General features: G+C 64.1%; 24 protein-coding genes. 10 read left to right on the plus strand and 14 right to left on the minus strand.

The features are described from left to right. Nucleotides 1–10: 10 nt before the first annotated feature. Together ACJJV2_RS04355 and ACJJV2_RS04360 are read right to left on the minus strand one after the other, a co-directional pair. The gene (locus ACJJV2_RS04355; protein WP_284726579.1) at nt 11–592 is read right to left on the minus strand and encodes a TRAP transporter small permease; all 582 of its coding nucleotides are present in this window, start codon (nt 590–592) and stop codon (nt 11–13) included. Further along, on the minus strand, nt 592–1,818 hold the full coding sequence (locus ACJJV2_RS04360) for a TRAP transporter substrate-binding protein (RefSeq protein WP_215823259.1): 1,227 nt from the start codon (nt 1,816–1,818) through the stop codon (nt 592–594). Before ACJJV2_RS04360 ends, ACJJV2_RS04355 begins: the two co-directional genes overlap by 1 nt. A 663-nt stretch (nt 1,819–2,481) precedes the next feature. Between ACJJV2_RS04360 and ACJJV2_RS04365 the strand changes: the two genes are divergently transcribed. From ACJJV2_RS04365 to trxC, 3 genes are all read left to right on the plus strand, one after another. Beyond that, nucleotides 2,482–4,125: a GMC family oxidoreductase gene (locus ACJJV2_RS04365; protein WP_405278517.1), complete on the plus strand. Its 1,644-nt coding sequence runs from the start codon at nt 2,482–2,484 to the stop codon at nt 4,123–4,125. Between the two features lie 79 nt (nt 4,126–4,204). Continuing rightward, a complete protein-coding gene (locus ACJJV2_RS04370; protein WP_225347067.1) occupies nt 4,205–5,272 on the plus strand; it encodes a YeiH family protein in 1,068 nt (355 codons plus the stop codon). Nucleotides 5,273–5,488: 216 nt separating this feature from the next. Beyond that, on the plus strand, nt 5,489–5,926 hold the full coding sequence (gene trxC / locus ACJJV2_RS04375) for a thioredoxin TrxC (protein WP_213113945.1): 438 nt from the start codon (nt 5,489–5,491) through the stop codon (nt 5,924–5,926). Nucleotides 5,927–6,139: 213 nt separating this feature from the next. On the opposite strand, the gene ACJJV2_RS04380 is transcribed toward trxC, so the two are convergent. After that, nucleotides 6,140–6,994 (minus strand): SDR family oxidoreductase, encoded by an 855-nt coding sequence (locus ACJJV2_RS04380; protein ID WP_405278520.1) that lies wholly within the window; start codon nt 6,992–6,994, stop codon nt 6,140–6,142. A gap of 469 nt (nt 6,995–7,463) precedes the next feature. Here ACJJV2_RS04380 and ACJJV2_RS04385 point away from each other — a divergent pair, with 469 nt between their 5' ends. Continuing rightward, entirely contained in the window at nt 7,464–7,832 is a 369-nt protein-coding gene (locus tag ACJJV2_RS04385; RefSeq protein WP_405278522.1) for a hypothetical protein, read from the plus strand. A 187-nt stretch (nt 7,833–8,019) separates the two neighbouring features. Here the strand turns inward: ACJJV2_RS04385 and ACJJV2_RS04390 are convergent, their stop codons facing one another. From ACJJV2_RS04390 to ACJJV2_RS04415, 6 genes are all read right to left on the minus strand, one after another. Further along, the gene (locus ACJJV2_RS04390; RefSeq protein ID WP_107336248.1) at nt 8,020–8,355 is read right to left on the minus strand and encodes a zinc ribbon domain-containing protein YjdM; all 336 of its coding nucleotides are present in this window, start codon (nt 8,353–8,355) and stop codon (nt 8,020–8,022) included. A 220-nt stretch (nt 8,356–8,575) separates the two neighbouring features. Beyond that, nucleotides 8,576–9,502 (minus strand): hydroxymethylglutaryl-CoA lyase, encoded by a 927-nt coding sequence (locus ACJJV2_RS04395; protein ID WP_405278524.1) that lies wholly within the window; start codon nt 9,500–9,502, stop codon nt 8,576–8,578. A 5-nt stretch (nt 9,503–9,507) separates the two neighbouring features. Next, nucleotides 9,508–11,805, minus strand: a complete 2,298-nt coding sequence (locus ACJJV2_RS04400; RefSeq protein ID WP_405278526.1) for an acetyl/propionyl/methylcrotonyl-CoA carboxylase subunit alpha — start codon at nt 11,803–11,805, stop codon at nt 9,508–9,510. Between the two features lie 153 nt (nt 11,806–11,958). Further along, entirely contained in the window at nt 11,959–12,798 is an 840-nt protein-coding gene (locus tag ACJJV2_RS04405) for an enoyl-CoA hydratase-related protein (RefSeq protein ID WP_405278528.1), read from the minus strand. Between the two features lie 83 nt (nt 12,799–12,881). Beyond that, the gene (locus ACJJV2_RS04410; protein ID WP_054555514.1) at nt 12,882–14,489 is read right to left on the minus strand and encodes a carboxyl transferase domain-containing protein; all 1,608 of its coding nucleotides are present in this window, start codon (nt 14,487–14,489) and stop codon (nt 12,882–12,884) included. Nucleotides 14,490–14,545: 56 nt separating this feature from the next. Continuing rightward, on the minus strand, nt 14,546–15,715 hold the full coding sequence (locus tag ACJJV2_RS04415) for an isovaleryl-CoA dehydrogenase (protein ID WP_043331338.1): 1,170 nt from the start codon (nt 15,713–15,715) through the stop codon (nt 14,546–14,548). 534 nt (nt 15,716–16,249) lie between these two features. Here ACJJV2_RS04415 and ACJJV2_RS04420 point away from each other — a divergent pair. From ACJJV2_RS04420 to ACJJV2_RS04430, 3 genes are all read left to right on the plus strand, one after another. Next, complete coding sequence (locus ACJJV2_RS04420) at nt 16,250–16,990, plus strand: ATP-binding cassette domain-containing protein (protein ID WP_405278531.1); 741 nt, start codon at nt 16,250–16,252, stop codon at nt 16,988–16,990. Nucleotides 16,991–16,998: 8 nt separating this feature from the next. After that, a complete protein-coding gene (locus ACJJV2_RS04425) occupies nt 16,999–18,564 on the plus strand; it encodes a glycine betaine ABC transporter substrate-binding protein (protein WP_405278533.1) in 1,566 nt (521 codons plus the stop codon). 238 nt (nt 18,565–18,802) lie between these two features. Further along, nucleotides 18,803–18,976, plus strand: coding sequence for a hypothetical protein (locus ACJJV2_RS04430; RefSeq protein ID WP_165873989.1), 174 nt, complete (start codon nt 18,803–18,805; stop codon nt 18,974–18,976). A gap of 386 nt (nt 18,977–19,362) precedes the next feature. Here the strand turns inward: ACJJV2_RS04430 and ACJJV2_RS04435 are convergent, their stop codons facing one another. From ACJJV2_RS04435 to ACJJV2_RS04455, 5 genes are all read right to left on the minus strand, one after another. Continuing rightward, nucleotides 19,363–20,667: a TRAP transporter large permease gene (locus ACJJV2_RS04435; protein ID WP_043331336.1), complete on the minus strand. Its 1,305-nt coding sequence runs from the start codon at nt 20,665–20,667 to the stop codon at nt 19,363–19,365. Nucleotide 20,668: 1 nt separating this feature from the next. Beyond that, nucleotides 20,669–21,226, minus strand: coding sequence for a TRAP transporter small permease (locus tag ACJJV2_RS04440; RefSeq protein WP_043331335.1), 558 nt, complete (start codon nt 21,224–21,226; stop codon nt 20,669–20,671). A gap of 260 nt (nt 21,227–21,486) precedes the next feature. After that, nucleotides 21,487–22,506: a TRAP transporter substrate-binding protein gene (locus tag ACJJV2_RS04445; RefSeq protein ID WP_405278537.1), complete on the minus strand. Its 1,020-nt coding sequence runs from the start codon at nt 22,504–22,506 to the stop codon at nt 21,487–21,489. A 224-nt stretch (nt 22,507–22,730) separates the two neighbouring features. Beyond that, complete coding sequence (locus ACJJV2_RS04450; protein ID WP_279832505.1) at nt 22,731–23,642, minus strand: LysR family transcriptional regulator; 912 nt, start codon at nt 23,640–23,642, stop codon at nt 22,731–22,733. Between the two features lie 132 nt (nt 23,643–23,774). Further along, the gene (locus tag ACJJV2_RS04455) at nt 23,775–24,215 is read right to left on the minus strand and encodes a VOC family protein (protein WP_054555510.1); all 441 of its coding nucleotides are present in this window, start codon (nt 24,213–24,215) and stop codon (nt 23,775–23,777) included. Between the two features lie 283 nt (nt 24,216–24,498). Here ACJJV2_RS04455 and ACJJV2_RS04460 point away from each other — a divergent pair, with 283 nt between their 5' ends. The 3 genes from ACJJV2_RS04460 to ACJJV2_RS04470 are packed head-to-tail and all read left to right on the plus strand — an operon-like array spanning nt 24,499 to nt 26,971. Continuing rightward, nucleotides 24,499–25,266, plus strand: a complete 768-nt coding sequence (locus ACJJV2_RS04460; RefSeq protein ID WP_153636297.1) for a 5-oxoprolinase subunit PxpA — start codon at nt 24,499–24,501, stop codon at nt 25,264–25,266. Continuing rightward, nucleotides 25,266–26,012, plus strand: a complete 747-nt coding sequence (locus tag ACJJV2_RS04465) for an allophanate hydrolase subunit 1 (RefSeq protein ID WP_054555508.1) — start codon at nt 25,266–25,268, stop codon at nt 26,010–26,012. Before ACJJV2_RS04460 ends, ACJJV2_RS04465 begins: the two co-directional genes overlap by 1 nt. Then, complete coding sequence (locus ACJJV2_RS04470; RefSeq protein WP_405278541.1) at nt 26,009–26,971, plus strand: biotin-dependent carboxyltransferase family protein; 963 nt, start codon at nt 26,009–26,011, stop codon at nt 26,969–26,971. Before ACJJV2_RS04465 ends, ACJJV2_RS04470 begins: the two co-directional genes overlap by 4 nt. Nucleotide 26,972: the final 1 nt, after the last annotated feature.

Here is a 26,972-nt window from a genome sequence, read left to right on the forward strand (position 1 = left end):
GCTGACCTCCTCAGTCCATGATGGACGGTTGCAGGTTGAAGGAATCGCCGCGGCGATAGCGCGCCCAGTCGGCGTAGAGGTTCTGCAGTACGCGATAGATGATCATCACCCACGCCAGCGGCGTGGCGAGGTAGAACCACCACTGCATGACGTTGTCGGTGCCCGGCACGATGGCGTAGTTGTCATAGGCCAGCGTCACCTGGGTGGTGGTGAAGTAGATCACCATCAGCCCGAAGCCGATCCACAGCACGGCATCGAGGATCAGACAGGCGAACTGGCCGCCGCGCGGCAGCTTCATGCGTATCTCGTTGAGGCTCAGATGGGTGCGCTTCTTGACGTTGAGAGAGGCGCCGAACCAAGTCAGCCACAGAAACAGCAGCACGGGAATGCTGGTGCTCCAGGGGGCCTGCAGGCCGAAGAAGAAGCGCCGGATGACTTCGACGAAGATGATGCCGGCCATGCCGGAATAGGCGATCAGGATGACGACCTGTTCCAGATGGGCGTCCAGCCACAGGAAGGGACGCGCCCAGGGCGCGACCTTCTTGAGGGCAGGTTTCTTGGTCGGTTGGCTGAAGATGGTGGTATCGCCCATTACCCCCTCCACCAGCGCTGCGGCTTGACATTGACGGCGGCGACATCACGCGGAATCTCGCGCGCGACATCATGGATTTCCTGATAGATATCGAGACCGCCGGACCACTTGTTGAGGCGTTCGCGCCACTGCTCCCACGGTTCGGGATTGAATTCCGGCGAGCACATCTGCTCGGCGCGTGAGCGTTCGGCGTCCGACAGCGGCGCCACGCGCACGTTGTTCTCGGCGAAGACGGTGCCGGCGGCGGGGTGCTCGGTGGCACCGACGATCTCGAAGCGCCCGGCCTCGTTCATGCCCTGGGTGAAGATCTGCGCGCAGTAGGCGGACTCCATCACCTGGTCCTGCAGCTCGGAACCGAGGCTGTCGAACTTGGGCAGGCTCATGCCTGTGTGTTCGGTGCCGGCGAAGAAGCGCAGATCGACCGCCTGGGACACCACCGGTGCCATGCCGGCGTAGGCCACGGCGCTCATCCAGGTCTCGGCGCCATCCAGCAGGCCCTGACGCAGGCCATCGAGGGTCTCTTCCCAGGCGACCGGCACCGGGTTCAGGCCCAGCTGCTCCATCGCGATGCGGCCCATCTGGGTGCCGGTGACGCGGTTCTTGGTGCCCTTGAGATCATCGATGCTGGTGACTAGCGGTTTGTCCTGCCACTTGAGGCCGAGCATGATGCCGCGCAGGTCACAGTGGGTGAACAGGAACTGCAGGTTGTGGCGCTGGCGCAGCGGTTCGCGCAGCAGCTGCTCACTCTTCTTGTGATAGAAGAAGTGGAACATCGAGGCGACGGTGGGGAACATGTAGGCGAAATCGAGCACGTTCAGATACGGCGCGCTGCCCGAGGAATTCTGGGTGGAGGCCGAGTAGATATCGACGATGCCCTGCTGGGTCTTGCCGACGCAGTCCAGCTGGTTGCAGACCTCGTTGCTGCCCATGAACTCGACGCGAATCGCGCCGTTGGTGCGCTCTTCCAGGTCACGCGCGAAGAACAGCTGGCCGGATTTCTGGATATCGAGATTGCGCTCATTGAAGCCCGAGGCACCGAAGCGCAGCTGGAACTTGGGCGCTGTCTTGTAGCGTTTCTGCTGCTCCTGGTCGGCGGCGCGCGCCAGCGTGGACGCGGTGAGACCTGCGCCGAGGCCGGTGGCGGCCAGCAGGGTCGAGGTCAGACCGAAGCGACCCGAGATGTCGAGGAAGTCACGGCGTGACAGCTTGCTGAGTGGCGATGGCATGGTAGTGCTCCCGGTATTGTGTTTGCTTTTGTGGTGGGATGCAGGCCTGGCGGCCGGGAAGTGATGTCGTATCACTCGCCCTGTGTTGGCGTTGTTATGGATCTTGCGGTGCGGGGCTTGCTTCCGCTGTTTGTCTGGCAAGCCGTTCGTTGATCACTTCTTTAGCCAAGTGCTTGTTTATCCGTCCTTATTTGCTGTCCTGATTTGCCCGTCTTTATTTGCCCGTCTTTATTTGCCCGTCTTTATTTGTCAGGCGTTTTCGCAGTGTCTGTTCAGAGCGTGTCTCTTCAGAGAGTGCTGGAGAGCTTGTCAGACATATCTGCTATTTCTTCAAAGCCTCTCCAAACCACTCCAAAGTCTCTTCAGAGTCTCCTCAAGCCCTCTTCAGGCTCTCCTCAAGCATGTCTCCAGAGCCCATGAGCCCTGCTTCTGGCCTCTCTGGTGACTGCCATTGATGGCGGTCTGTGTCGTTCTCGCTAGTTCGTCTTACATAGTTGGTCGTATAACGAGACGAAAAGTACCGTTACCGGCGTTTCAAATCTCAATGTAGGGCACTTTTTCAGCTTTGGCAAAGATATTGAGACAATACGTTTCGTATTTGACGAATCCCAATTTTGATACCATGATTATGAGACAATATGTCTCGATATGGTATATAAAATAATGAAAACAACACGTTACGCCAATGCCGACGCATCAGCCGCCTATGACTACATCGTGATCGGAGCGGGGTCAGCCGGTTGCGTGCTAGCTAATCGTCTAACCGAAGACCCTTCCATCAAGGTCTTGCTGCTGGAAGCCGGCGGCTCGGACTGGAATCCGTGGATTCATGTGCCGGTGGGCTATTTCAAGACGATGCATAACCCGGCCACCGACTGGTGCTATCTCACCGACCCTGACAAGGGCATCAATGGTCGTCGGCTGCAGTGGCCGCGGGGCAAGGTGCTGGGCGGTTCCAGCTCGCTCAATGGGCTGCTGTATATCCGTGGCCAGCACGAGGACTACGACGACTGGGCGGCCGCGGGCAATCAGGGCTGGGACTACGCGTCAGTGCTGCCGTACTTCCGCAAGTCGGAGTGTCAGGCGCGTGGCGCCAACCAATGGCACGGCACCGATGGGCCGCTGTATGTCTCTGACCTGCGCCTCAAGCGCGAGATCGCGGAGCGCTTCATCGAGGCGGCGGTGGAGGCGGGGATTCCGCTCAACCAGGACGTCAATGGCGAGCGCCAGGAAGGGGTCGGCTATTTCCAGCAGACCACCTACAAGGGCCTGCGCTGCAGCACGGCCAGGGCTTTCCTGCGTCCGGCGCTCACGCGCAGCAATCTGACACTGGTCAAGCATGCGCACTGTCGCCGCGTGTTGCTGGAAGGCAAGCGTGCGGTAGGAGTGGAATACGAGGTGAAGGGCACGATCCACACGGCGCGCGCCGAGCGCGAGGTGCTGCTGTCCAGCGGCGCCATCGGCAGCCCGCAGATTCTGCAGTGCTCCGGTATCGGTGAGCCCGAGCATCTGGCCAGTGTCGGCGTCGAATGCCTGCACGCGCTGCCGGGAGTCGGGGAAAACCTGCAGGACCACCTGCAGGTACGGCTGGTCTTCAAGACCCAGTGCCGCACCCTCAATGACGAGGTACGTCATCCGCTCAAGAAGCTGGCGGTCGGCACCCAGTACCTCTTCACGCGTACCGGCCCGCTGACGCTGGCGGCCAGTCAGGTGTGCGCCTTTACCCAGTCGCGCGAGGGGCTGACGCGCCCCGATATCCAGTTCCACATGCAGCCGTTGAGTGCCGACAAGCCCGCCGATGGCGTGCATCCGTTCTCGGCGTTCACGTCCTCGGTGTGTCAGCTGCGCCCGCACAGTCGCGGCCAGGTGCGCATCACCAGCGCCGACGCCAGCATCTATCCTTCCATCCAGCCCAACTATCTGAGCGCCGAGGAAGACCGCCGCGTGGTGGTCGATGCCATCAAGGTGGCGCGGCGTATCGCCCAGGCAGCGCCGCTGGCTTCGGTGATCAGCGAGGAGTACGTGCCGGGCGCGCACTACCAGAGTGATGAGGAGTTGCTGGAAGCCGCGCGTCAGTTCAGCCAGACCATCTATCACCCGGCGGGCACCTGCAAGATGGGCCACGATGCGCTGGCGGTGGTGGATGACGAGCTGCGTGTCCATGGCTTACACGGCTTGCGCGTGGTGGATGCCTCGATCATGCCGGTGATCGTGTCCGGCAATACCAATGCGCCGACCATCATGATCGCCGAGAAGGCCGCCGACATGATCAAGGCCGCCCAGGTGAACATGGCCCAGGCCAGCTAGCAGGCCTTCGTGCCTGAACGACACATCGCGGCGGGGCAGCTTGCCCGTCACAGCTTGCTGGTCTTCAAGAGGAATCCGCGTGGCCACTGACAACAGTTCATCACTGCACGACACACCCACCCCGCCCACCAGCCTGTGGCGGACCCTGGAAGGGCGCGTGCGCACCATCATGCCGGGCCTGTTGATCTGCATCATCATCGCGCTGGCGACCACCTTCATCGCCGATCACTACGGCGGCCCGACGCTGCTCTATGCGCTGCTGTTCGGCATGTCGCTGCACTTTCTCTCCGAGGAGGGGCCGTGCAAGGCGGGCATCGAGTTCGCCTCCAAGACAGTATTGCGCCTCGGCGTGGCTCTGCTGGGCGTGCGCATCACGCTGGAGCAGGTCGCGAGTCTCGGTCTCGGCCCGGTGATCACGGTGGTGCTCGGGGTGGTGGCGACCATCCTGTTCGGCGCGCTGCTGGCCCGCGTGATGGGGCTGGACCGCGACATGGGGCTGCTGACAGGTGGCTCGGTGGCCATCTGCGGTGCCTCGGCGGCTCTGGCGCTGTCGGCGGTGATGCCGCGCAACGCCACCAGCGAGCGTCACACCATCATGACCGTGGTCGGGGTGACGACCCTCTCGACCGTGGCGATGATCACCTATCCGCTGATCGTCAGGCTGCTAGGGCTGGATGATGCCGAGGCCGGCATCTTCCTCGGCGGCACCATCCATGACGTGGCTCAGGTGGTGGGCGCGGGCTACATCATTTCCGAGCACACCGGGGATGTCTCGACCTTCGTCAAGCTGCTGCGGGTGGCGATGCTGGTGCCGGCGGTGATGGTCTTCATGCTGCTGTTCCGCAGTGCGCGCCAGGCCAATGGCGATGAGGGCGGCAAGGTGCCGATGTTCCCCACCTTCCTGATCGCCTTCGTGGCACTGGTGTTGATCAACAGCCTCGGCTGGGTGCCGAGTGTCGCCGTGGAAGGCTTCACCGACCTGTCGCGCTGGTGTCTGGTGGCGGCGATTGCCGCGCTGGGCGTCAAGACGTCATTCCAGAAGCTGGCGGTGGTGGGCTGGAAGCCGGTGATCCTGATGGTGGTGGAAACCCTCTTCCTGCTGGTGCTGGTGACGCTGTGCATCAAGTTCGGGCTGGCCAGCATCTGACCGACGCTTGGGTGTGCTCAACCTGAAGGGCAGGGGGGGCGTTCATTTCGTTCAGTTCGTTCAGATCAGGCGGGCTCATACAGCCAGCCAATCAGGGCGATAAGGTGGCTCAATTGCTTCCTGGCCCACGAGTCGTATGATCTGCGCTTATCGGTACGCACCTGACGGTTGACCGTCACGTGGCGCGCCGCATCCCCATTTCTCTGGAGTCCGATCATGTCTGAATCCCTCGTGCTGGCCTGTCCGCAATGTCTCGCTCTCAATCGTGTGGCCACCGCGCGTCTGGATGACAACCCCAGCTGCGGCAAGTGCAGCGCCGCCGTACTGCCCCAGGAGCCGCTGGAACTGACCAGCGACAACTTCGAGGCTCTGGTGGTGCGCAGTGAAATGCCGGTGGTCATCGACTTCTGGGCCAGCTGGTGTGGCCCGTGCAAGATGATGGGGCCGATCTTCAATGAAGTCGCCGCGCAGATGGGCACCCGTGTGCGTTTCGCCAAGATCGACACCGAAGCCCAGCAGGCGCTGGCCGGTCGTTTCGGCATCCGCAGCATTCCGACGCTGCTGGTGATGAAGCAGGGCAAGGAGCTGGCGCGCGAATCAGGCGTGATGCAGGCCGGTCAGCTCAAGCAGTGGCTGGCACCGCACGCGGTGTGACCACGGCCCGCTCAAGACAAGCCCGCAGTTGAGCGTTCAGGGAAACCCGGACGCAGCTCAAGAACTGACAACGCCTGACGTGCAATCGCGTCAGGCGTTGTCGTCTCAGTTGGCCATGTCGTCTCAGTCGGCGTTGTCGTCTCAGTTGGCCATGTCGTCTCAGTCGGCGTTGTCGTATCAGTCGGCCTTGTCGTCTCGGTCGGCGTTGTCGTATCAGTCGACGTAAACCATCTTGCGCGTCATCCCGCCATCGACGACATGATTCTGGCCGGTGATGAAGCCGGCCTTGTCCGAGATCAGGAAGGCCACCAGCGCGGCGATGTCATCGACATGGCCGACGCGCCCGACGGGGTGCTGGGCGTGGTCTTCGTCACTCAGCGACTCGGCCTCGCCGCTTTTCTGCAGAGCGCTGACGTCGATCCAGCCCGGGCTGACCGCATTGACGCGAATCTCCGGCCCGAGGCTCATCGCCATGGCGTGGGTGAGGGCGACGATGCCGCCCTTGCTGGCGGCGTAGGCTTCGCTGTGCGGCTCGGACTGCAGCGCGCGGCTGGAGGCCAGATTGACGATGCTGCCGCCAGTCTCGCGCAGATGACGCGCCGCATGCTTGGCGGTCAGGAAGCTGCTGGTCAGGCTGGTGTCGAGTACCTGATGCCAGCGCTCGAGTGACAGCTCCTCAAGCTTGCCCTGGAAGGGATCGGCGATCGCGGCATTGTTGATCACCGCGTCCAGCCGCCCGAAGGCCTCGCAGGTAGCCGCGAGGCTGGCGGCCACGGATTTCTCGTCACGCACATCCAGCGTGAAGACGCGCAGGCGCTCGCCGATGTCCTCTGCGGGCTGCTCACCAGGCGGCGCTGCCGAGCGTTGTGCAAGTTCCCCCGACGGCGCTGCAGACTCCTCAGCGAGCCCGCGCGCCTGTCGCTTCTTCATCTCTCGATATTGCTGGCCTGCCTCGGCATCGATATCCGCCACGGCCACGCGCCAGCCGTGGGCGAGCAGGTAGTCGCTGATGCCGCGGCCGATGCCTTGAGCACCGCCGGTGATATAGGCCACCTTGGCTGTCTTCATGTGATTCTCCTGATGAGGTGCCGGCAGGGCGATATGACGAAGCGTTTCATTCACGTCTCGTCGATGGCGCGGTGTGCCCCTGTGGGGCAATGATATAGGTGCGGCGGGCGCGCGAGACAAGGGCGGTACCCGCAGACACCGCTGACGGCGACCATGCCTCAGCATGACAGGCCTCAGAGTCGTGATGGGGCCGGCGGGTAGCGCGGCGCCTCACGGCCTGCGTTGAGGACTGATCCTGATGGCTGATTCTATTGGTCAGGGAGTTATCGCCTCGCGTGGCAGCTGTCAGACTGTGCATGAGTCCACGTCAGGCGTCAGGTGCGTCTGGGTGACCACGAGATATCGCCATTCGACGCGAGGGGCGAGGAACTCGACTGCCGGGCCGTTGCCCGAGTCCCCTCAAGCCGCAAGCGAGTGAATGAGCGAGCGGGTAGCCCCCGATGAAGTATCAGTCGCGCGAGGAATGAAGATGAACAAGGGGATGCAACACTGGCTGGCGATGGTGGCCGTGGCGGTGATGCTGATAGCCACAACGGGATGCGATGGTGTCAATGGCCCACGCCCTACCAGCGTGGCGACGCTGCTGGAACACTCCGAGGCCTGGCAGGGCGAGCAGGTGGCCGTGCAGGGCAGGGTGCGCAGCGAAGACGTGCCCAACCGCTACTGGCTGGAAGGCGAAGGACAGCAGCGCCTGGAACTGCTGCCACCGGAGCGCATCGGTGCCTATATCGGGCGCGAGGTCCAGGTGAGTGGCCGCTTTGAATTCGAGGTCGGCGGTCAGCGCCGCATACGCCTGTCCAAGGTCACGCCGCTCGACAAGACGTCGCCTGAGGAGTGAGTGAGCACTTGCTGGGGTGGTGGGCTGGAGCGGGCCAGGGCTGGCCAGCCCGGGCTGAGCAAGGCGCCTCGGCAAGCCGGAAATGACGGGCTGGAAACGACAGTCCACAAACGACAGTCCACAAACGACGATGCCCCGTCGCGCACAGAGCGCAGGCGGGGCATCGTCGTGTCAGGCGGCAGAGCGATCAGGCTTTCTTGACGAAGATCGATTTCAGCTTCATCGGGCCGACGCCATCGATCTTGCAGTCGATGTCGTGATCGCCTTCCACCAGGCGGATGTTCTTGACCTTGGTGCCGACCTTGACGACGGAGGAGGTGCCCTTGATCTTCAGGTCCTTGATGACGGTGACGGTATCGCCATCGACCAGCTCGTTGCCGTTGGCATCGCGGAATACCGGGCCGGCTTCCTCGACGGCGGCTTCCTTGGACCACTCATGGGCACATTCAGGGCAGACGTACTGCATGCCGTCGTCGTAGGTGAATTCGGAATTGCAGGCCGGGCAGTTCGGGAGGGCGCTCATCACGGTGTCCTGAAAGCTGTCTCGCGCTTCACCCGTTAAGAAGTCGGGCGAAGATTCAGGCCGAGACATGGTGTTGGAAGGCGCGCATCGGGCTCAAGCGGTGCGCGAACGGCGGCAAGCCTACACCGATTCCATGACAGCGACCATCCAGTGCGGCCCTTGGTCGCAATCAGAGCGCGCCACTGCGGCCTCTCTTGGCAGCGCCTCAAGCCACTCGCCCTCAGCCGCTGGCCATCAGCGCCTGACCGACGCGTGAACTATTCGGCCGCCCAAGCGTGCGGCTGATCCAGTCGCCGGTGCGGGCCAGTGCTGCCAGATCCACCCCCGTCTCGATGCCCATGCCCTCAAGCAGATAGAGCACGTCTTCACTGGCGACATTGCCCGAGGCGCCCTTGGCGTAGGGGCAGCCGCCCAGACCCGCCACCGAACTGTCGATCACCGCGATGCCCTCTTCCAGCACGGCGTAGAGATTGGCGAGCGCCTGGCCGTAGGTGTCGTGGAAGTGGGCGGCGAGCTGCGTGATCGGCACCTCGCGACTGACCTGCTCCAGCATGTGCTTGGCCTTGAGCGGCGTGCCGACGCCGATGGTGTCGCCAAGCGAGACTTCGTAGCAGCCCATGGCCTTGAGTTCGCGAGCGACGGCAGCCACCTCGGCGGGGGCTATCTGGCCTTCATAGGGGCAGCCGAGCACGCAGGACACATAGCCGCGCACACGCACACCGGCCTTGAGGGCGTGTTCCATCACCGGCGCAAAGCGCTCAAGCGATTCGGCGATCGAGCAGTTGATGTTGCGCTGCGAGAAGGACTCGCTGGCCGAGCCGAACACGGCCACCTCACGCACACCGCACTCAAGCGCCGCCTCAAGCCCCTTCATGTTGGGGGTGAGAGCGGAGTAAGTGGTCGCTGACTTGGCAGTTGTTGAATTGGCGTGGCCGTCGCGCAGCGCCAGCATGATCTCGCGGTGATCGGCCATCTGCGGCACCCACCTGGGCGAGACGAAACTGGCGGCCTCGACATGCGCAAGACCGCTGTCGCTCAGACGCCGGATCAACTCAAGCTTGGTGGCAGTCGCGACGGGCACCGACTCGTTCTGCAGTCCGTCGCGTGCCCCCACCTCGACGATGCGTACCTTGCGGGGAAAGTGCATGCTGACTACTCCTTGTCCGTCTCGTCCTTGCTCGACTCGTTGTTGTCCGCCTCGGCCTGCGCGGCCGTGAACTCGAGCAGCACATCGCCCTGGATCACGCTGTCACCGGCCGAGAAGTGGAACTGGGCGACCTCGCCATCGGCGGGGGCATTGAGGGTGTGCTCCATCTTCATCGCCTCCATCACCATCAAGGGCGTGCCCTGCGGGACATGGCTGCCCGGCGCGACCAGCTGGGCGACCACGGTGCCATTCATCGGCGCATTCAGGGTCGCCTGGGTCTCGTGGCGCGCGTGGTCCACGGCATCGGCACGCCGCCACAGCAGGCGTGATTCCCCCTGTGGAGTGCTGCCGGACTGGCTGTGCTGCGCTGACGACAGCACCAGCACTTCACCGCCGCGGGCCGACGCGTGACTGGCCTGGAAGCGGCGACGATAGCCATCCAGCGTCACGGCGATGGCGTTACCTTCAAGGCGGGTGAGTCGGCCGAGATGGATTGTGGTCTGTCTTTTATCGCCGCAGTGAGTGGTCACTTCAAGCTGCCAGTCGCCGCGCGAATCGCTCATCGATGACGTATTTGAGGTGTGCGTATTCACCAGGGAGGCATGCGTTACGGGGCGGCGCGCGATGATATGCGCCACCTTGTCGCTGCGCTCATCGGCATCGGCGTCAGCGGGCAGACACAGCGCCAGGCGTACCTGGTGTGGCAGGCCATTGCGCCAGCCATCGCGGCGCTCCCACGGGCTGGCGCAGGGCTGGCGTGAATGTGATGTGCGGCTCGAATGTGATGCGTGGCTGGCTTGCTCATTCAGGCGCGAGAGCGCCAGCAAGGCACTGGCCGCGAGGCTGTCATGATCCAGTGTCGCGCTGGGGAACAGGCTGTCGTGATGGCGCTCGATGAAACGGGTATCCAGCTCGGCGGCGCGGAAGTCAGCATGGCCCGCCAGACGGGACAGGAAGGCGCGATTGGTAGTGACGCCGCGCACTTCCAGCGCTGCCAGCGCGCGCAGCAGCGTTTCGAGCGCCTGTTCGCGTGTCGGCCCGTAGCTGATCAGCTTGGCCAGCATCGGGTCGTAATGCATCGAGACTTCATCGCCCTCGGCGACGCCGCTGTCCAGGCGTACCTGCCGGGTGGTCAGCCCGCCCCCTGCCAGATCCAGCCGGAAGCGTTCCAGCACACCGGTGGCGGGCAGGAAGTCGTTGTCCGGGTCTTCGGCGTAGAGACGCGCCTCGAAGCTGTGGCCGGTCAACGTCAGCTCATCCTGCTGGCGCGGCAGGCGTTCGCCCCGCGCGATGCGCAGTTGCCATTCTACGAGGTCTTCGCCGGTGATCATCTCGGTGACCGGGTGCTCGACCTGCAGGCGAGTATTCATCTCCATGAAGTAGAAGGCGCCGTGGCTTTCGCTGCCCGGTTGCGGTGCGTCGAGCAGAAACTCGATGGTGCCGGCGCCGACATAACCGATCTCGCGCGCTGCCCGCACGGCGGCCTCGCCCATCTCACGGCGCAGCGACGGCGTCAGCCCCGGCGCGGGCGCCTCTTCCAGCACCTTCTGGTGGCGACGCTGGACACTGCAATCGCGCTCGAACAGATAGACACCGCTGCCGTAGCTGTCGCAGAACACCTGGACTTCGACATGGCGCGGCTGGGTCAGGTATTTCTCGATCAGCATGCGCTCATCGCCGAAGGCGGCGCGGGATTCACGGCGACAGCTGGCCAGTGCCGCCGCAAATTCCCGCGCGCTCTCGACCACGCGCATGCCCTTGCCGCCACCGCCGGCGCAGGCCTTGATCAGCACCGGATAGCCCATGCGGTCCGCTTCGGCCTGCAGCAGCTCATCTTGCTGATCATCGCCATGGTAGCCGGGCACCAGCGGCACATTGGCCGCCTGCATGCGCATCTTGGCGGCGGACTTGTCGCCCATGTCGGCGATCGCGCTCTGGGGCGGGCCGACGAAGATGATGCCGGCCTCGGCCAGCGCGCTGACGAAGGCGGCGTTCTCGGACAGGAAGCCATAGCCGGGATGCACGGCATCGGCACCGCTTTTGCGTGCGGCAGCGATCACCTTTTTGATATCCAGATAGCTTTCGCGGGCGCTGGCGGGGCCGAGACGCACGGCCTCGTCGGCCTCGCGCACATGCAGGGCATCGGCGTCGGCATCGGAGTAGACCGCCACTGTCTGGATGCCCATCGCGCGAGCGGTGCGCATCACGCGTACGGCGATCTCACCCCGGTTGGCGACCAGCAGCTTGCGGATCTCGCCGCAACCGGCGGGGAGGGTCTGGTCTGTCTCGCGGTTGGCGTTCATGGCAAGCGTCCTGTGGCGAAGGTGGCTAGGGAAATCAGGAAGAGAAAAGCTCGTAAGAAAAAATCCGGCAGGCATGGCCGAGGTGGATGGCCGAGAGTGATGATCAGCGCCGAGAGGGTCGACATGCCGTCAGCGGCTTCAGGCCTCTGGTGTTCACGAGGACTTCGACGTCTGGGGTGTTTGGTTCTCGGTCGGCACCCAGGGCGCTGGCGTGCCGGCGAAGAAGGCGGCCAGACCGGCCTGGCCCTGTTCGCTGACGCGCAGTTGGCTGATCACCTCGCAGCAGCGTTCACGGGTCGCGGCGCTGGCAGGTGCCTGAGCCACCTCGCTGAGCAGCGCCTTGGTGGCGCGACTGGCGGCAGGCGAGGTGGCCAGCAGGGTCTGCACCATCTCCGTGACGCGCGCCTCCAGCAGCTCATCGGGGCAGGTCTCGTGGACCAGGCCGATGCGCTGCGCGGTGGCGCTGTCGATCACCTCGGCGCTGAGGGCATAACGGCGCATCTGGCGTGAGCCGATGGCGCGCTGCACGTAGGGACTGATGGCAGCCGGCGCCAGGCCGATGCGCACTTCGGAGAGACAGAAGCGCGCCCGCTCGGCGGCAATCACGATGTCGCAGCAGGCCGCCAGGCCGACGGCACCGCCGAAGGTGGCGCCCTGGACACGACACACGCTGGGGCAGGGCAGCTCATCGAGCAGCTGCATCAGTCGCGCAAGCTCGCGTGAATCGGCGAGGTTATCCTCCAGCGAATACTCGACCATGCGCTGCATCCACTTGAGATCGGCGCCGGCCGAGAAGCTCTTGCCCTCGGAGGCCAGCACCACCACACGCACCTCGTCGCGGCTCGCCCTGGCGTGCAGGCTCTCCAGGTGCTGATTCAGCTCTGCAATCAGCAGGTCATCGAAGGCGTTGTGCACCTCGGGGCGCAGCAGAGTGAGGCGGGCGACGCCGTGTTGATCTATCTCGAGTCGACTCGATTGGCGCGGCTCTGTCATCGTGATTTCTTCCATTCTGTTAGCTTGAAGATGACTATCGGTATTCGATGCAGGCCACAAGGATTGTTGTGGCGCTTGACGGGTTACATGCGCAGCACACCGAAGCGACTGTCCTCGATCTCGGCATTCATGGCCGCGGCCAGTGACAGACCCAGGATGTCGCGGGTCTGCAGCGGGTCGATCACACCGTCATCCCACAGGCGCGCACTGGCGTAGGTCGGATGGCCCTGACGCTCATACTGCTCGCGCACCGGCGCCTTGAAGGCCTCCTCTTCCTCGGCGGGCCACTCGCGCCCCTCGCGGGCATGCTGGTCGCGCTTGACCTGTGCCAGTACGTTGGCGGCCTGCTCGCCGCCCATCACCGAGATGCGTGAGTTGGGCCACATGAACAGCAGGTTGGGGTCATAGGCGCGCCCGCACATGCCGTAGTTGCCCGCACCGAAACTGCCACCGATCAGCACCGTGAACTTGGGTACCCTGGCGCAGGCCACCGCCGCCACCAGCTTGGCGCCATGCTTGGCGATGCCTTCGTGCTCGTAGCGCGAGCCGACCATGAAGCCGGTGATGTTCTGCAGAAAGATCAGCGGAATCCGGCGCTGGGTGCACAGCTCGATGAAGTGCGCGCCCTTGAGGGCGCTTTCCGAGAACAGCACGCCATTGTTGGCGAGGATGCCGACCGGATGGCCATGCAGATGCGCGAAGCCGGTGACCAGCGTCTCGCCGTATTCGCGCTTGAACTCGTCGAAGTCCGAGTCATCCACCAGGCGGCCGATCACCTCGCGCACGTCGTAGGGTTTCTTGAGATCGGTGCCGACGATGCCGTAGAGCTCCTGCGGGTCCAGGCGTGGCGGACGCGATTCGCGCAGCGCGAGCTGGCCCTTGCGTTGCCAGTTGAGGCGCGACACGGCGCGGCGAGCCAGCTGCAGGGCATGGGCGTCGTTGTCGGCCAGATGGTCGGCCACGCCGCTGATCTTGCAGTGCACCTCGGCGCCGCCCAGCGCCTCGGCGCTGATGTCCTCGCCGGTGGCGGCCTTCACCAGCGGCGGCCCCGCCAAGAAGATGGTGCCTTGCTCGCGCACGATGATGGATTCGTCCGCCATCGCCGGCACGTAGGCGCCGCCTGCGGTGCATGACCCCATCACCACGGCGATCTGCGGGATACCCTCGGCAGACAGCGTGGCCTGGTTGTAGAAGATGCGGCCGAAGTGGTCGCGGTCCGGGAAGACCTCGTCCTGGTGGGGCAGATGCGCGCCACCGGAATCGACCAGATAGAGACAAGGCAGGCGATGCTTGCGGGCGATTTCCTGGGCGCGCAGATGCTTCTTGGCCGTCATCGGGAAGTAGGTGCCGCCCTTGACGGTGGCGTCGTTGGCGACGATGACGCACTCCACGCCGCTGACGCGGCCGATGCCGGTGACCAGGCCTGCGCCGGGGACGGGGCTGTCGTAGACGTCGTGGGCCGCCAGCGCAGAAAGTTCGAGGAAGGGCGAGCCTTCATCGATCAGGTGGTCGATGCGTTCGCGCACGAACAGCTTGCCGCGCGACTCGTGACGTTCACGCGCCTTGTCGCCGCCACCGGCCGCGACGGTCTCCAGCAGCTGGTGCAGGCGATCGACCTCGGCCTGCATCGCCGCTTCATTGGCGCGGAACTGGTCACTGCGCGGGTTGATCAGGGAGGTCAGTATGGCCATCGAGCAAGCTCCAGCGGCGAAGGGATACGAAAAAGAGTAGGGGATGACGAGAGGTATCAGGCGCTCTCGTTGAACAGTTCACGCCCGATCAGCATGCGGCGAATCTCGCTGGTACCGGCGCCGATCTCGTAAAGCTTGGCGTCACGCAACAGGCGCCCGGTGGCGTACTCGTTGATGTAGCCGTTGCCGCCAAGCAGCTGGATGGCATCCAGCGCCATCTGGGTGGCCTTCTCGGCGCAGTAGAGAATGACGCCCGCGGCGTCCTTGCGTGAGGTCTGGCCGCGATCACAGGCATTGGCGACCGCATACAGATAGGCGCGACAGGCATTGAGCGTGGTGTACATGTCGGCGACCTTGCCCTGCACCAGCTGGAATTCACCGATGGCCTGGCCGAACTGACGACGCTCATGCAGGTAGGGCACCACGATATCCATGCAGGCCTGCATGATGCCGATGGGGCCGGCGGCCAGGACGGTGCGCTCGAAATCGAGCCCGCGCATCAGCACCTTGACGCCACGATTGACCTCACCCAGCACGTTCTCCACCGGTACCTGGCAATCCTGGAAGACCAGCTCGCAGGTGTTGGAGCCGCGCATGCCGAGCTTGTCGAGCTTCTGGGCGGTGGAGAAACCGGGGAAGTCACGCTCGATGATGAAGGCGGTGATGCCCTTGGAGCCGGCGTCCGGGTCGGTCTTCGCGTACACCACCAGGGTGTGGGCATCCGGGCCGTTGGTGATCCACATCTTGTTGCCGTTGAGCACGTAGTGATCGCCGCGCAGCTCGGCCTTGAGCTGCATCGAGACCACGTCAGAGCCGGCGCCGGGTTCGGACATCGCCAGCGCGCCGACATGCTCGCCGCTCATCAGTTTCGGCAGATAACGTGCCTTCTGCTCGGCAGTGCCGTTGAGCTTGATCTGGTTCACGCACAGGTTGGAATGCGCACCGTAGGAGAGTGCCACCGAGGCGCTGGCACGCGAGATCTCTTCCATCGCGATGCAGTGCGCCAGATAGCCCATGCCGCTGCCGCCGTCCTCGTCGGGCACGGTGATGCCGAGCAGGCCCATGTCGCCGAATTTCTGCCACAGGTCATCGGGGAAGGCATTGCTGGCATCGATCTCGGCGGCGCGCGGGGCGATCTCGTCGCGGGCAAAGGCGTTGACCTGCTCACGCAGCAGGGTGTGTGTCTCGTCGAGTCCGAAATCCAGCGGTGAATAGAGGCTGTGCATGATCTGGCATCCTGTAGATCGGTGAAGCGCGATGAGCAAGGCCCGCCAGGGGCTGTGATGACCTGATGGCGGACGGTCTGTCGCAAACGGACTGTCGCGAACGGTCTGTCGCGAAGGGTCTTTCACGTAGGGCTTATCAAGTGCGCGCGCCATGGGCCGCCTTGGCGTGTGATGGAAATTACTCTAGGTCAAAGTTGACGTTAACGTAAAGGTCATTATGCGGCGCTTTGACCAAGGTCGCAGGGCTTGCGGTAGACGGTCAGCAGGGAGACTCGGGAAGGGGAGTGTCAGGTAGAGAAACTCAAGTCGAGAAAATCAGCTCAGGAAACGAAATTCCTCCGGCATCGCCGGGCTGACTTGATAAGCTGAGACGCTGTAGTCACTGTTGATTGAGGAAGTCGTGAGGGCGTCAGTGGGGAGCATTCCCGTCCCCTGTCTGGTGTCACCGGCACTCTTTAGTGTGCAAGTGCGCTGACTCGCCAGCGCTTTCCACCATTCCAGACTCATGCTCACCTGCCTAGAAGGACCTACTCGATGAGTGATGACGCCGCCCCGGCAGTCCGCTTCAGCGGCCTGCACAAGGGCTTTGCCGGTCAGCGCCTGTTTGAAGGCATTGATCTTGAACTGCCGCGTGACCGTATCACCGCCCTGGTCGGTGCCAGCGGCTGTGGCAAATCGACCCTGCTGCAGCTGATCAACGGCTTGATCCGCCCGGATGAAGGCGAGGTGAAGGTGTTCGGCGCCGCCGTCGATTACGCCAACCTGCCAGTCATGCGTCGCCGCATCGGCTATGCCGTCCAGCAGATCGGCCTCTTTCCCCATCTCAGCGTACGCGACAACGTCGCCATTCTCGCTGACCGCGAAGGCTGGAACGCCGAGCGCGTCAAGGCACGCATCGCGCGCTTGTTCCAGATGATGGATCTCGACATGGCGCTGCTGACCCGCTATCCCCACGAGATTTCCGGCGGTCAGGCCCAGCGCGTCGGGCTGTGTCGCGCCATGATGCTGGAACCACCGTTGCTGCTGCTCGATGAGGCCTTCTCGGCCGTCGACCCGATCACGCGCATCGAGGTGCACGCCCAGTTCCAGCGCATGCAGCAGGAGGAGCCGCGCAGCGTGGTGATGGTCACCCACGACATGAACGAGGCGCTGAGCCTGTCTGATCACATGGTGGTGATGGCGCCCGGTGTGGTGCTGCAGGCCGCCAGCCCCGACACCATCACCACGGCGCCAGCGGATGAGCGCGTGGCCCGACTGCTGGAGGCACGCGCATGAAGACGCTGATGACGACTCCCGTCCTGCAACGCTCGCGCCGCAGGCTGTCTGGCGCGTTGATGGTCGCCGGCCTGGCGCTTGCCAGTCTGGGGGCGCTGGTGTCCAGCCCGCTTGCCAGCGCGGAAGAGCAAGCCGCGGCGTGGCCCGAGGACAAGGCGATCGTGGTCGGCTCCAAGGCTGACCGCGAAGGGCATCTGCTGGGCGAGATCTTCGCGCAGGTGCTGGAGGACGCCGGCTTCACGGTCGAGCGCCGTCTGGGGCTGGGACAGACCATCATCACCTATCAGGGACTGGCGGAAGGCGAGCTGGATGTCTATCCCGAATACACCGGCACCCTGGCCCACGCCATTCTCAAGCTGGATGACGTGCCTCCGCTTGAGAAGCTCGATGAGCTGAGTCGCGAGCAGGGCCTGCGCGTGCTCGAGCCGCTGGGCTTCAACAATACCTACGCCGTCAGCATGCGCCGCGATCAGGCCGAGTCGCTGGGCATCAGTACCATCGGCGATATGGCCGATCACCCGGATCTGTCCGTCGCGATGTCGCATGAGTTCATCAAGCGTCCGGATGGCTGGCCGGGACTGGCCGCGGAATACGGGCTTTCCCAGGTGCCGCGTGGCATCGAGCACGGCATCGCCTATCAGGCGCTGCGCGAGAGCAAGATCGACGCCACCGATGCCTATTCCACCGAGGGCGACATCAAGCGCTTCGACTTCGTGCTGCTCGACGATGACAAGGGCTACTTCCCCGAGTATCTGGCGGTGCCCTTCGTGAATGCCGCCTTGCCGGAAGATGCCGTCGCGGCGCTCAACCAGCTGGCGGGCAGCCTCGATGAAGACAGCATGCAGGCGCTCAACGCCCGCGTCTCCACCGACGAGCAGAGCTTCGCCCAGGTCGCCAGTCGCTTCATTCAGGAGCAGGGCATCACCACCGAGCAGCGTGAAGTCAGCGGCGCCAAGTGGGACAAGCTGGGCACCAATCTGATCGAGCACCTGCAGTTGACGCTGTCCGCGCTGCTGCTGGCGTGTCTGGTCGGCCTGCCGCTGTCACTGCTTGTCTATCGCAATCCGAAGGTCTCGCGGGTGGTGCTCTATGTCACCGGCCTGCTGCAGACCATCCCCTCCATCGCGCTGCTGGCGCTGATGATTCCGCTGTTCGGCATCGGGGTGGTACCGGCGGTGATCGCGCTGTTCGTCTATTCCTTGCTGCCGATCATCCGCGCGGCGATCACCGCGCTGCTGACGGTGGACCCGCTGCTGGTCAAGGTGGCACGTGGCATGGGCCTGACGCGTCGCGAGCAGTTGCGTCACGTCATCCTGCCGCTGGCGACGCCAAATCTGCTCACCGGCATCAAGACCGCTGCCATCATCAATATCGGCACCGCGACGCTGGCAGCCTTCATCGGCGCCGGTGGTCTGGGCGAGCCGATCGTCACCGGGCTTTCGCTCAATGACTATGATCTGGTGCTTTACGGGGCGATTCCCGCGGCATTGCTGGCCATCTGCGCCGAGCTGCTGTTCGAGCTGTTCGAGCGCCTGGTGATACCGGCGCATATGCGGGGCTTGAAGTCGCGCTGAGCCGGAAAAAACGGCGTAGTACATTACACGACAATCATGTCGCAACTCTTGTACAAGGCGTGCAGTAAAAAAGGAAGGCTACTGCGAAGGTTTAACGTTGGTCGTCGATCAGAGTAATGTGAAGGGGAAAGTAAGGGCTTGCTGACAGGGCTTGCAGATAGGGTTTGCAGACAGCGCCGGGCAATCTTGTACGGCTCGGTCCTGCAGCAGCCTCTACCCCCCTTTGAAGGAGAGATTCATGCGTATCAAAAATCTGTTTCCGATTGCACTGGTCGCGGCGACTCTGGCCCTGAGTGGTTGTGGTCTGTTCGGTCATGGCCACGGCCATGGTGGTCACGGCGGTGGCGGTGGTGGCAAAGGTCACGCGATGATCGATACCCCGGCCAGTGCACCGGCGGATCATCTGTCCTGATCTAGCCTCGCCTGTCGGTTGACGAAAAAGCCGCCCCTTTCTGCCTCACGGCAAGGAAGGGGCGGCTTTTTTGTGTCCGTGTCCATGTTCGTGTTCGTGTGCCGATCTGAGCTGGGCTGTGTGGGGCTGGGCCGTGTGTGTGCGAGGACGGTGCTTTCCGTCGCGATGCTTTGAATCGCGATGCTCTGCAAGCGGCGAGCGGCAAGCGCCGGGCAGGTGGCATAAAAAAGACCTCCCCGAGGGGAGGTCTGCAAGCACGTCACCGTATGTCTGCCGTGACGCTCGGTGCCCTTGAGGCAAGGGTCGACCGATAGAGGTGCCGACAGCTGCGGTTCCTGAGTCTGGAAGCGCTACCAGCTGCCATCCATGGCATCGGGGTCAGATGATCAGTTGTTCATGGCCTGCGGAAGATAGAGCACGATCTCCGGGAAGACGTGCATCAGCACGATGGAGAAGATCATCAGCAGGAAGAACGGCAGCGTCGCCTTGGTGATGGTGATGATGTCCTTGCCGGTCAGGCTCTGGATCACGAACAGGTTGAAGCCGACCGGCGGGGTGATCTGCGACATCTCGACCACGATGATCAGGTAGATACCGAACCAGATCAGGTCGAAACCGGCGGCTTCGATGACCGGCATGATGATGGAGGTCACCAGCAGGATCAGCGAGATGCCGTCGAGGAAGCAGCCCAGGATCAACAGGAACAGCGTCAGCACCACCAGCAGCATGGTCGGCGACAGACCCAGGGTGGCGATGCCTTCGGCCAGCTGCATCGGAATCTGGGTGAAGCTCATCGCGGAGGACAGGAAGGAGGCACCGGCGATGATGAAGGCGATCATGCACGAGGTGCGCAGCGCCGCGAACAGCGATTCCTTGAAGGTGGCGGCGGTCATGTGGCCGTTGAGGCGCGCGATGATCAGCGACAGTACCACGCCGACCGCGGCCGCTTCGGTGGGTGACGCCAGGCCACCGTAGATGCTGCCGAGGATGCCGCCGATCAGTGCCAGCAGCGGAATCAGCTGGGCGCTGTTGCGCAGCTTGGCCATGAAGCCCATGTGCGGCTCGTCATGGCCGGCGCGGCCCTGCGGCTCACCGACGACCTTCGACCAGATCGCCAGGTAGCCCATGAACAGGGCCAGCAGCAGCATGCCCGGCAGGACACCGGCGATGAACAGACGCGAGATGGACTGCTCCGTGACCACGCCATAGACGATCATCATGATCGACGGCGGAATCAGCAGGCCGAGGGTCGAGGCACTGGCGAGGGTACCGATGGCCAGGTTGCTGTCGTAGCCGCGACGTTCAAGCTCTGGCAGCGTCATCTTGCCGACGGTGGCACAGGTGGCGGCGGAGGAGCCGCACACGGCGGCGAACAGACCGCTGCCGATGATGTTGGAGTGCAGCAGACGGCCCGGCAGGCGATTGAGCCACGGTGCCAGCGCGCGGAACATGTTGTCGGCCAGCCCGGAGCGGAACAGGATCTCGCCCATCCACACGAACATCGGCAGGGCGGTCAGGTCCCAGCCGTAGCTGGCACCCCAGAAATCGGAGGCCAGGATCGGGCCGGTCTCGAAGGTGGAGAAGAAGGTCAGCACGATCCAGCCGGTGCCGATCAGCGAGAAGGCGACCCACACGCCGCTGCCGAGCAGCAAGGCGAGGGCCAGCAGAGTGACGAGGATGAGTGTCAGCATGTCATTCGGCTCCGTCTTCGGGCTCGGGCGCCACGTAGCTTGAGGGCGCGGTGAAGGCGGTGCGCAGCGTGGCGATCAGGGTCTCGAGAATCGCCAGGCACAGCAGGCCGGTACCGGCGACCAGCACGCTCTGCGGAATCCACAGCGGCAGCGCCAGCAGGCCGGAGGAGATGTCGTGGTACTCGAGGCTCTCGCCGACCAGCAGTACCAGTTCATGGGTGATCAATACGCTCAGGCCGAGTGCGATCAGCAGCGCGAGGCTTTCGATCCATACGCGCACGGCGGCCGGCAGGCGGTTGATGACCAGCGTCACGCGGATATGGGCGTGATGCGTGAAGGTGTAGGCGAGGCTCAGGAAGGTGGCGCCGACCAGCAGGAAGGCAGCCATTTCCGACACGCCGGAGATCTCGAAGCCGAGACGCTCGGCACCGAACATCACCATGATGGCGTCGATCAGGCGCAGGAAGACTTGCAGGCTGACGAGGGTGCAGATCAGCAGCATGCAGGCCGCCGCACCCCACGCACCGAGGCGATAGAGTCTGTCGAAGAAATAGGTCATGACGGGCGCTCACAGGGAAGGTGAGGGTGGCCACGCGATGCTGCGCACAGGCTTTTCCGTGGGTCACCTGCCGGCGGACGGCAGGTGTCGGAGTCTCGAGTGGCATATCGCGTGGCGGGATAGCAACGCTGCAGCTGGGGTCAGTCAGGACATCTGCAGCGCTCAGGCAATGCTCAGACGTTGCTCAGGCAGTGCACGGTCGATGCGCTCAGCCACGTGACCCGCGTTCAGCGCCGGGCAGTCGGGCTTGCGAGCGGATCTCAGGCATCCAGGTCTGCGCGGTAGCGCTCGAGCAGCTGCTGGCCTTCTTCACCGGCACGCGATTTCCAGTCCTGGAACAGCTTGTCACCGGCGGCCTTCAGATCTTCCGCCAGCTTGGCGTCAGGCTCGCTGATGGTGAAGCCATTCTCGGTCAGCACCTTGGCGCTCTCGTCGGCATCGGCCTTGCTGGCTTCCCAGCCGCGGGTTTCGGCGGCCTTGGCGGCATCGAGCACGGCTTGCTGGGTGCTCTCGTCGAGACGATCGAAGGCACGCTTGTTGACGAAGACGATGTTCTTCGGCAGCCACAGCTTGGCGTCGTTGTAGTGCTTGACGTAATCCCAGGCCGACATGGACTTGCCGGTGGAGCTGGAGGTGATCATCGCGTCGACACGGCCGGTGCTGAAGGCGGTGGGGATGTCGGCTTCTTCGGTCTCGGTGGGCTTGCCGCCGACGTTCTCGACGAAGCGCTGGGTGTTGATGTTGGGCGCGCGGATACGCAGCCCCTTGAGCTGGGAGACGTCGGTCAGATCGAAGTCGGTGTAGATGCCCTGGGCCGGCCAGGCGACCGCGTACAGCGGCATCAGACCTTCCTTGGCGAACAGCTCGGTGATGTCCGGCTTGGAGGCCTGCCAGAGGGCGAAGGCTTCTTCGTAGCTGGAGGCGACGCCCGGCAGGGTGTCCAGCTCGTAGACCGGCGATTCGTTGGAGAGAATCGACAGGAAGATCTCACCAGCCTGGACGGTGCCGCGACGCACGGAAGGCTTGATCTCGCCGTGGGAGATCAGGGAACCGCCGCTGTGCACGGTCACGGTCAGCTCGCTATCGGTGGCCTCGGTGACGTCCTCGGCGAACTGCTTGGTGTTCTTGGTGTGGAAGCTGGCATCGCCATACGGAGTGGCGAGGTTCCACTGTGCCGCGAGCGCCGAGCCACTGAAGGCCAGGGCACCCACTGTCGCCAGCCAGGCGAAGGACTTGACTGTCGGGGTCTTGCGAGTGAGGGAATCGTTGGGCTTACGCATGTCTTGTTCCTCATTATTATTGAATGTTGTCGGCAGACAATTTCATTCTTCAAGCGACGGGCCATCCCGTCCAATCGTTAATTCTGATGCGTAGTATCGATGAAATCTTTCACAGTGTCGTCGCATGAAAGCCTTTGACGATATTGTTAGACCTTGGTCTGACGCTGATCTGATGCAGGGCAGGGCGCGATCAACCCTGACTCAGCGCATGGCAGGCGGCCTGATCAGGGATCGGAATGCGCGTGTTGCTGCGAGTAGGTCTCGGCACACTGGCGGCCGAGGCGTGCCACGCTGGCACAGAAATCGGGATAGTTGGCATTGCGCCAGATGGCTTCATAGACCATTGGCGGCAATGGGGTCTTCAGTGGCAGGCGCACCAGTTCGCCGTGGCTGATGACATCCTCCACCGTGGCGACCGGCAGTACGCCGATGCCGAGCCCTTCGCTGCTCATGCGCAGGATGGTCATCAGGGTGCTGGTGCAGTGCACCTTGGGCTGGGTGATGCCCTGTTCCGACAGATAGCTGACCAGCTCGGTATAGGGGCGCGCCTGCTTGCTGAAGGAGATGAATGGCGTGGTGGCGAAGCGCTCGCCATCCTCGGCCAGCTGCCCGGCGAGGGTCGGCGAGGCGAACATGCCCATCTCGAAGGTGCACAGCGGAGTCTGGGTGGCGTAGGGCCCCATGGCGGCGCTGTCCATCGCGAACAGCATGTCGAGATCGTTGTCGGCCAGACGCTGATGCAGGGAGGGCGAGATATCGACGGTCATTTCCAGCGTCAGCTTGGGATAGCGTTCGGCCAGCTGGCGCATGAAGGCAGGGAACCAGCTGTTGGCGATGGTCTCGATCACGCCCAGACGCAGGGTGCCTGAGAAGGCGCCTTCTTCCTGAAACAGGCGCATGGCTTCGTCGCGGCCACTGAGCAGGCGCTCGGCGTGGGCGAAGAACTCTCGCCCGCGCAGGGTGGGCTGGATGGGGCGGGTGGCGCGTTCCAGCAGGGATTCGCCAACGGTGGCTTCCAGGCGGTTGATGCGGTCCGAGATGGAGGGCTGGGTCAGGTGAAGCTTGGTCGCGCCCTTGCGGAACGAGCCAAGCCGGACCACCCAGACGAAGGCCTCGAGTTCCTTGAAGTCGAACATGGCAGATGCCCCGTGATGAATCGTGAAGACCGCCCATCTTGCCGCATGCGGCGCGGGGCGTCAGCTTTCATCTCGGGGCATGGCCCGCGTCAGGCCGGGCGCGGGCTCATTCGCTTGCGCGGGTCGCTCACGTCATTTGCGAAACAGCTGGCTCTCGCGGTCCTTGAAGGCCTTGAATTCCAGTGCATTGCCGGTGGGGTCGAGGAAGAACATCGTTGCCTGTTCGCCGGGTTCGCCCTTGAAGCGGATATGGGGTTCGATCTCGAAGGTGACGCCCTCGGCGATGAGGCGGTCCGCCAGTGCCTGCCAGGCGTCCATCTCCAGCACCACGCCGAAGTGCGGCACCGGCACGCCATGGCCATCGACCGGATTGCGGTGCTGAGCGACGGCGCTTGCCGGGTCGGCCAGCGCCGGGTTCAGGTGGCAGACGAACTGGTGGCCATAGAGGTCGAAATCGACCCAGCTGTCGGACGAGCGGCCCTCGGGGCAGCCCAGAAACTCGCCATAGAAGCGGCGTGCCTCGGCGATATCGCGGACCTGGATGGCGAGGTGGAACGGGTCGCTGACGGCCATGGTGAAACTCCTGTTGTTGTTGGGGGATTCGGCTGAGCAAGGAATGACTTCAGACCAGCGGTGGGCGGGGTGACAGGCCCTGAAGTCACCGCTCGGCTCGCACAAGACAGAAGCATGACGCGCGCTGTCGGGCAAGCGATACACGGCCGGTGCTTTCATGGCGCAAGATGATGAAAGATTTCACCGATATGACGAATCATAAAATACGATTGGATACCAAGGCGGCCCCTTACATAGAGTGGAGGCATAACAACACACAAGATCTGACCTGTGAGGTTCCGCTATGTCCCGCTCTGCTCCCTCCCTCCCCCTGCTCAACTGCGATATGGGCGAAAGCTTCGGCAACTGGAAGATCGGTCTGGATGAAGAGGTCATGCCCTTCGTCGACTGCGCCAATATCGCCTGTGGTTTCCACGCCTCCGACCCCAGCATCATGCGCCGCACCGTGCGTCTGGCGGTCAAGCATGACGTGCGCATCGGTGCGCACCCGGCCTATCCGGACCTGCAAGGCTTCGGCCGTCGCTCGATGGCGTGTTCGCCTGCCGAGGTCGAGGACATGCTGCTCTACCAGATCGGCGCGCTCGATGGTATCTGTCGCGCCGAGGGCACTCGCGTCCAGTACGTGAAGCCGCATGGCGCGCTCTACAACGACATGGCCGCCGACCCGACGCTGCTGCGCGCCGTCATGCAGGCCGTGGTGCGCTATGACGCCAGCCTGCCGCTGATGGTGATGGCGACCGCCAACCCCGCGCCGATGCAGGCGCTGGCCGACGAGATGGGCATCACGCTGTGGTTCGAGGCCTTCGCCGACCGTGCCTATGACTCACGCGGCCACCTGGTGTCGCGCCGTGAGCCGGGTGCCGTGCATCACGACAGCGAGGTGATCATCGCCCAGTCCGTGACATTGGCGCGTGGTGAAGCACTGACCGACAGCAGCGGCGGTGACCTGGTGCTGTCCGCCGATACGCTGTGCGTGCACGGTGACAACGCCGAGTCCGTGGCCGCGGTGCGCGCTATCCGTGAAGCCTTCGATACGTTGGCGGGTGCCTGATGGCGGGGGCTGACAGCCACGGCCGTGGCACGTCACCGCAACTGCGCCTCGAGACCGTCGGCATGGACTCGCTGATCATCCGGCTGTTCGATCGCATCGAGGAATCCAACATGGCCTGGGTGCTGGCCGCCGACAGTGCGCTGCGTGAGGCCTTCGGCGCGGCGCTGGTCGATCTGGTGCCGTCCTACACCACGCTGCTGCTGCACTACGATGTGGCCGCGCTGGAAGAAGGCGAGGCGCGTGCCCGCATTCAGGCCGCGCTGGCGGACCTCGCCCCGGGCAGTGGCCAGCAGGGCCAGCTGCATGAAGTGCCCGTCTGGTATGACGACAGTGTCGGGCCGGAGCTGGCGCCGATCGCCGCGCGGCTGGGCATCAGCGTCGAGGCACTGATCGAGCGTCACGGGGCGCATGACTATTGCGTGTTCGCCCTCGGCTTCGCGCCCGGTTTCGCCTTCATGGGCGTGCTGGAAGAGGCGCTGACCACACCGCGCCTCAAGACGCCGCGCCAGAAGATCGCCCCCGGCAGCGTCGGCATCGCCGACCGTCAGGCCGCCATCTACCCGTCACGCTCACCCGGCGGCTGGAACATTCTGGGCCGTACGCCCATCACGCTGTTCGGGCGCAATGAGGCCGGTGAACCGTCCAGTCGTTTCATGCCCGGTGATCGTGTGCGCTTTGTCTCCGTGAGCCGAGAGGAATTCGTTCGCCTGGGCGGCGATGTCACCCCGCTGGAGGAACGCGCATGAGCGACGTGAAGACGAAGACGACGCTGCGCGTCGAACGCAGTGGTGCCCTGGCACTGGTACAGGACGCTGGCCGTCTGGGCGTGCGTCATCTGGGCGTGACCCAGGGCGGCGCGGCGGACTGGGTGTCGCTGGGTTGGGCCAACTGGCTGCTGGGCAACGCCCATGATGCGCCGGGGCTCGAGATCACCATGGGCGGTGGCTTGCTGCTCAAGGTCGAACAGGCCGGCACCCTGGCGCTGTGCGGCGCGGACCTGGCCGCGACCCTCGACGGCGAGGCGCTCGCGCCGGGTCAGGCCTTCGAGGTGACCAGCGGACAGCAGCTCAAGTTCGAGCGTCCCGTCGCCGGGCTGCGCGCCTATCTGGCCTTCCCCGGTGGCCTGGATGTCGCCCCGGTGCTGGGCAGTGCCGCCAGCACGGTGCGCGACGGCCTCGGCGGGCTGGATGGCGAAGGGCGAGCATTGGCCAGCGGTGATGTGCTGGCGGCTGCCAGCAATGAGCTGTCGCTGCGCGAGCTGCCGGTGTCGGCACAGGCATGGCAGCAGTCGCTGACCCCCTGGGAAGGCGAGGCGCTCGAGTTGCCGCTGGTCGTGGGAGCGCAGATCGCCGAGTTCAGTGGCGACAGCCTCTATCGCGCCTTCAACAGCGAATGGGCGGTGGATGGTCGCGCCGATCGCATGGGCGTGCGCCTGACCGGCCCGCGTCTCGAGCGTGAAGGAGCGGGCATGGTGTCCGAAGGCATCCCGCTGGGCGCCGTGCAGGTGCCGGCCGATGGCCAGCCCATCATATTGCTCAATGATCGCCAGACCATCGGCGGCTACCCGCGCCTTGGCGCGCTGACGCCACTGGCCTGCGCACAGCTCGGGCAATGTGTGCCGGGTACCCGGGTGCGACTGGCCGCCGTGACACCGGGCCAGGCACGTCGTGATCATCTCGAGGTGCTGGCCGGCTGGCAGTCGTGAT

This window comes from Cobetia sp. Ld8 (genome assembly GCF_045066615.1).
Classification (GTDB): Bacteria; Pseudomonadota; Gammaproteobacteria; order Pseudomonadales; family Halomonadaceae; genus Cobetia; species Cobetia amphilecti.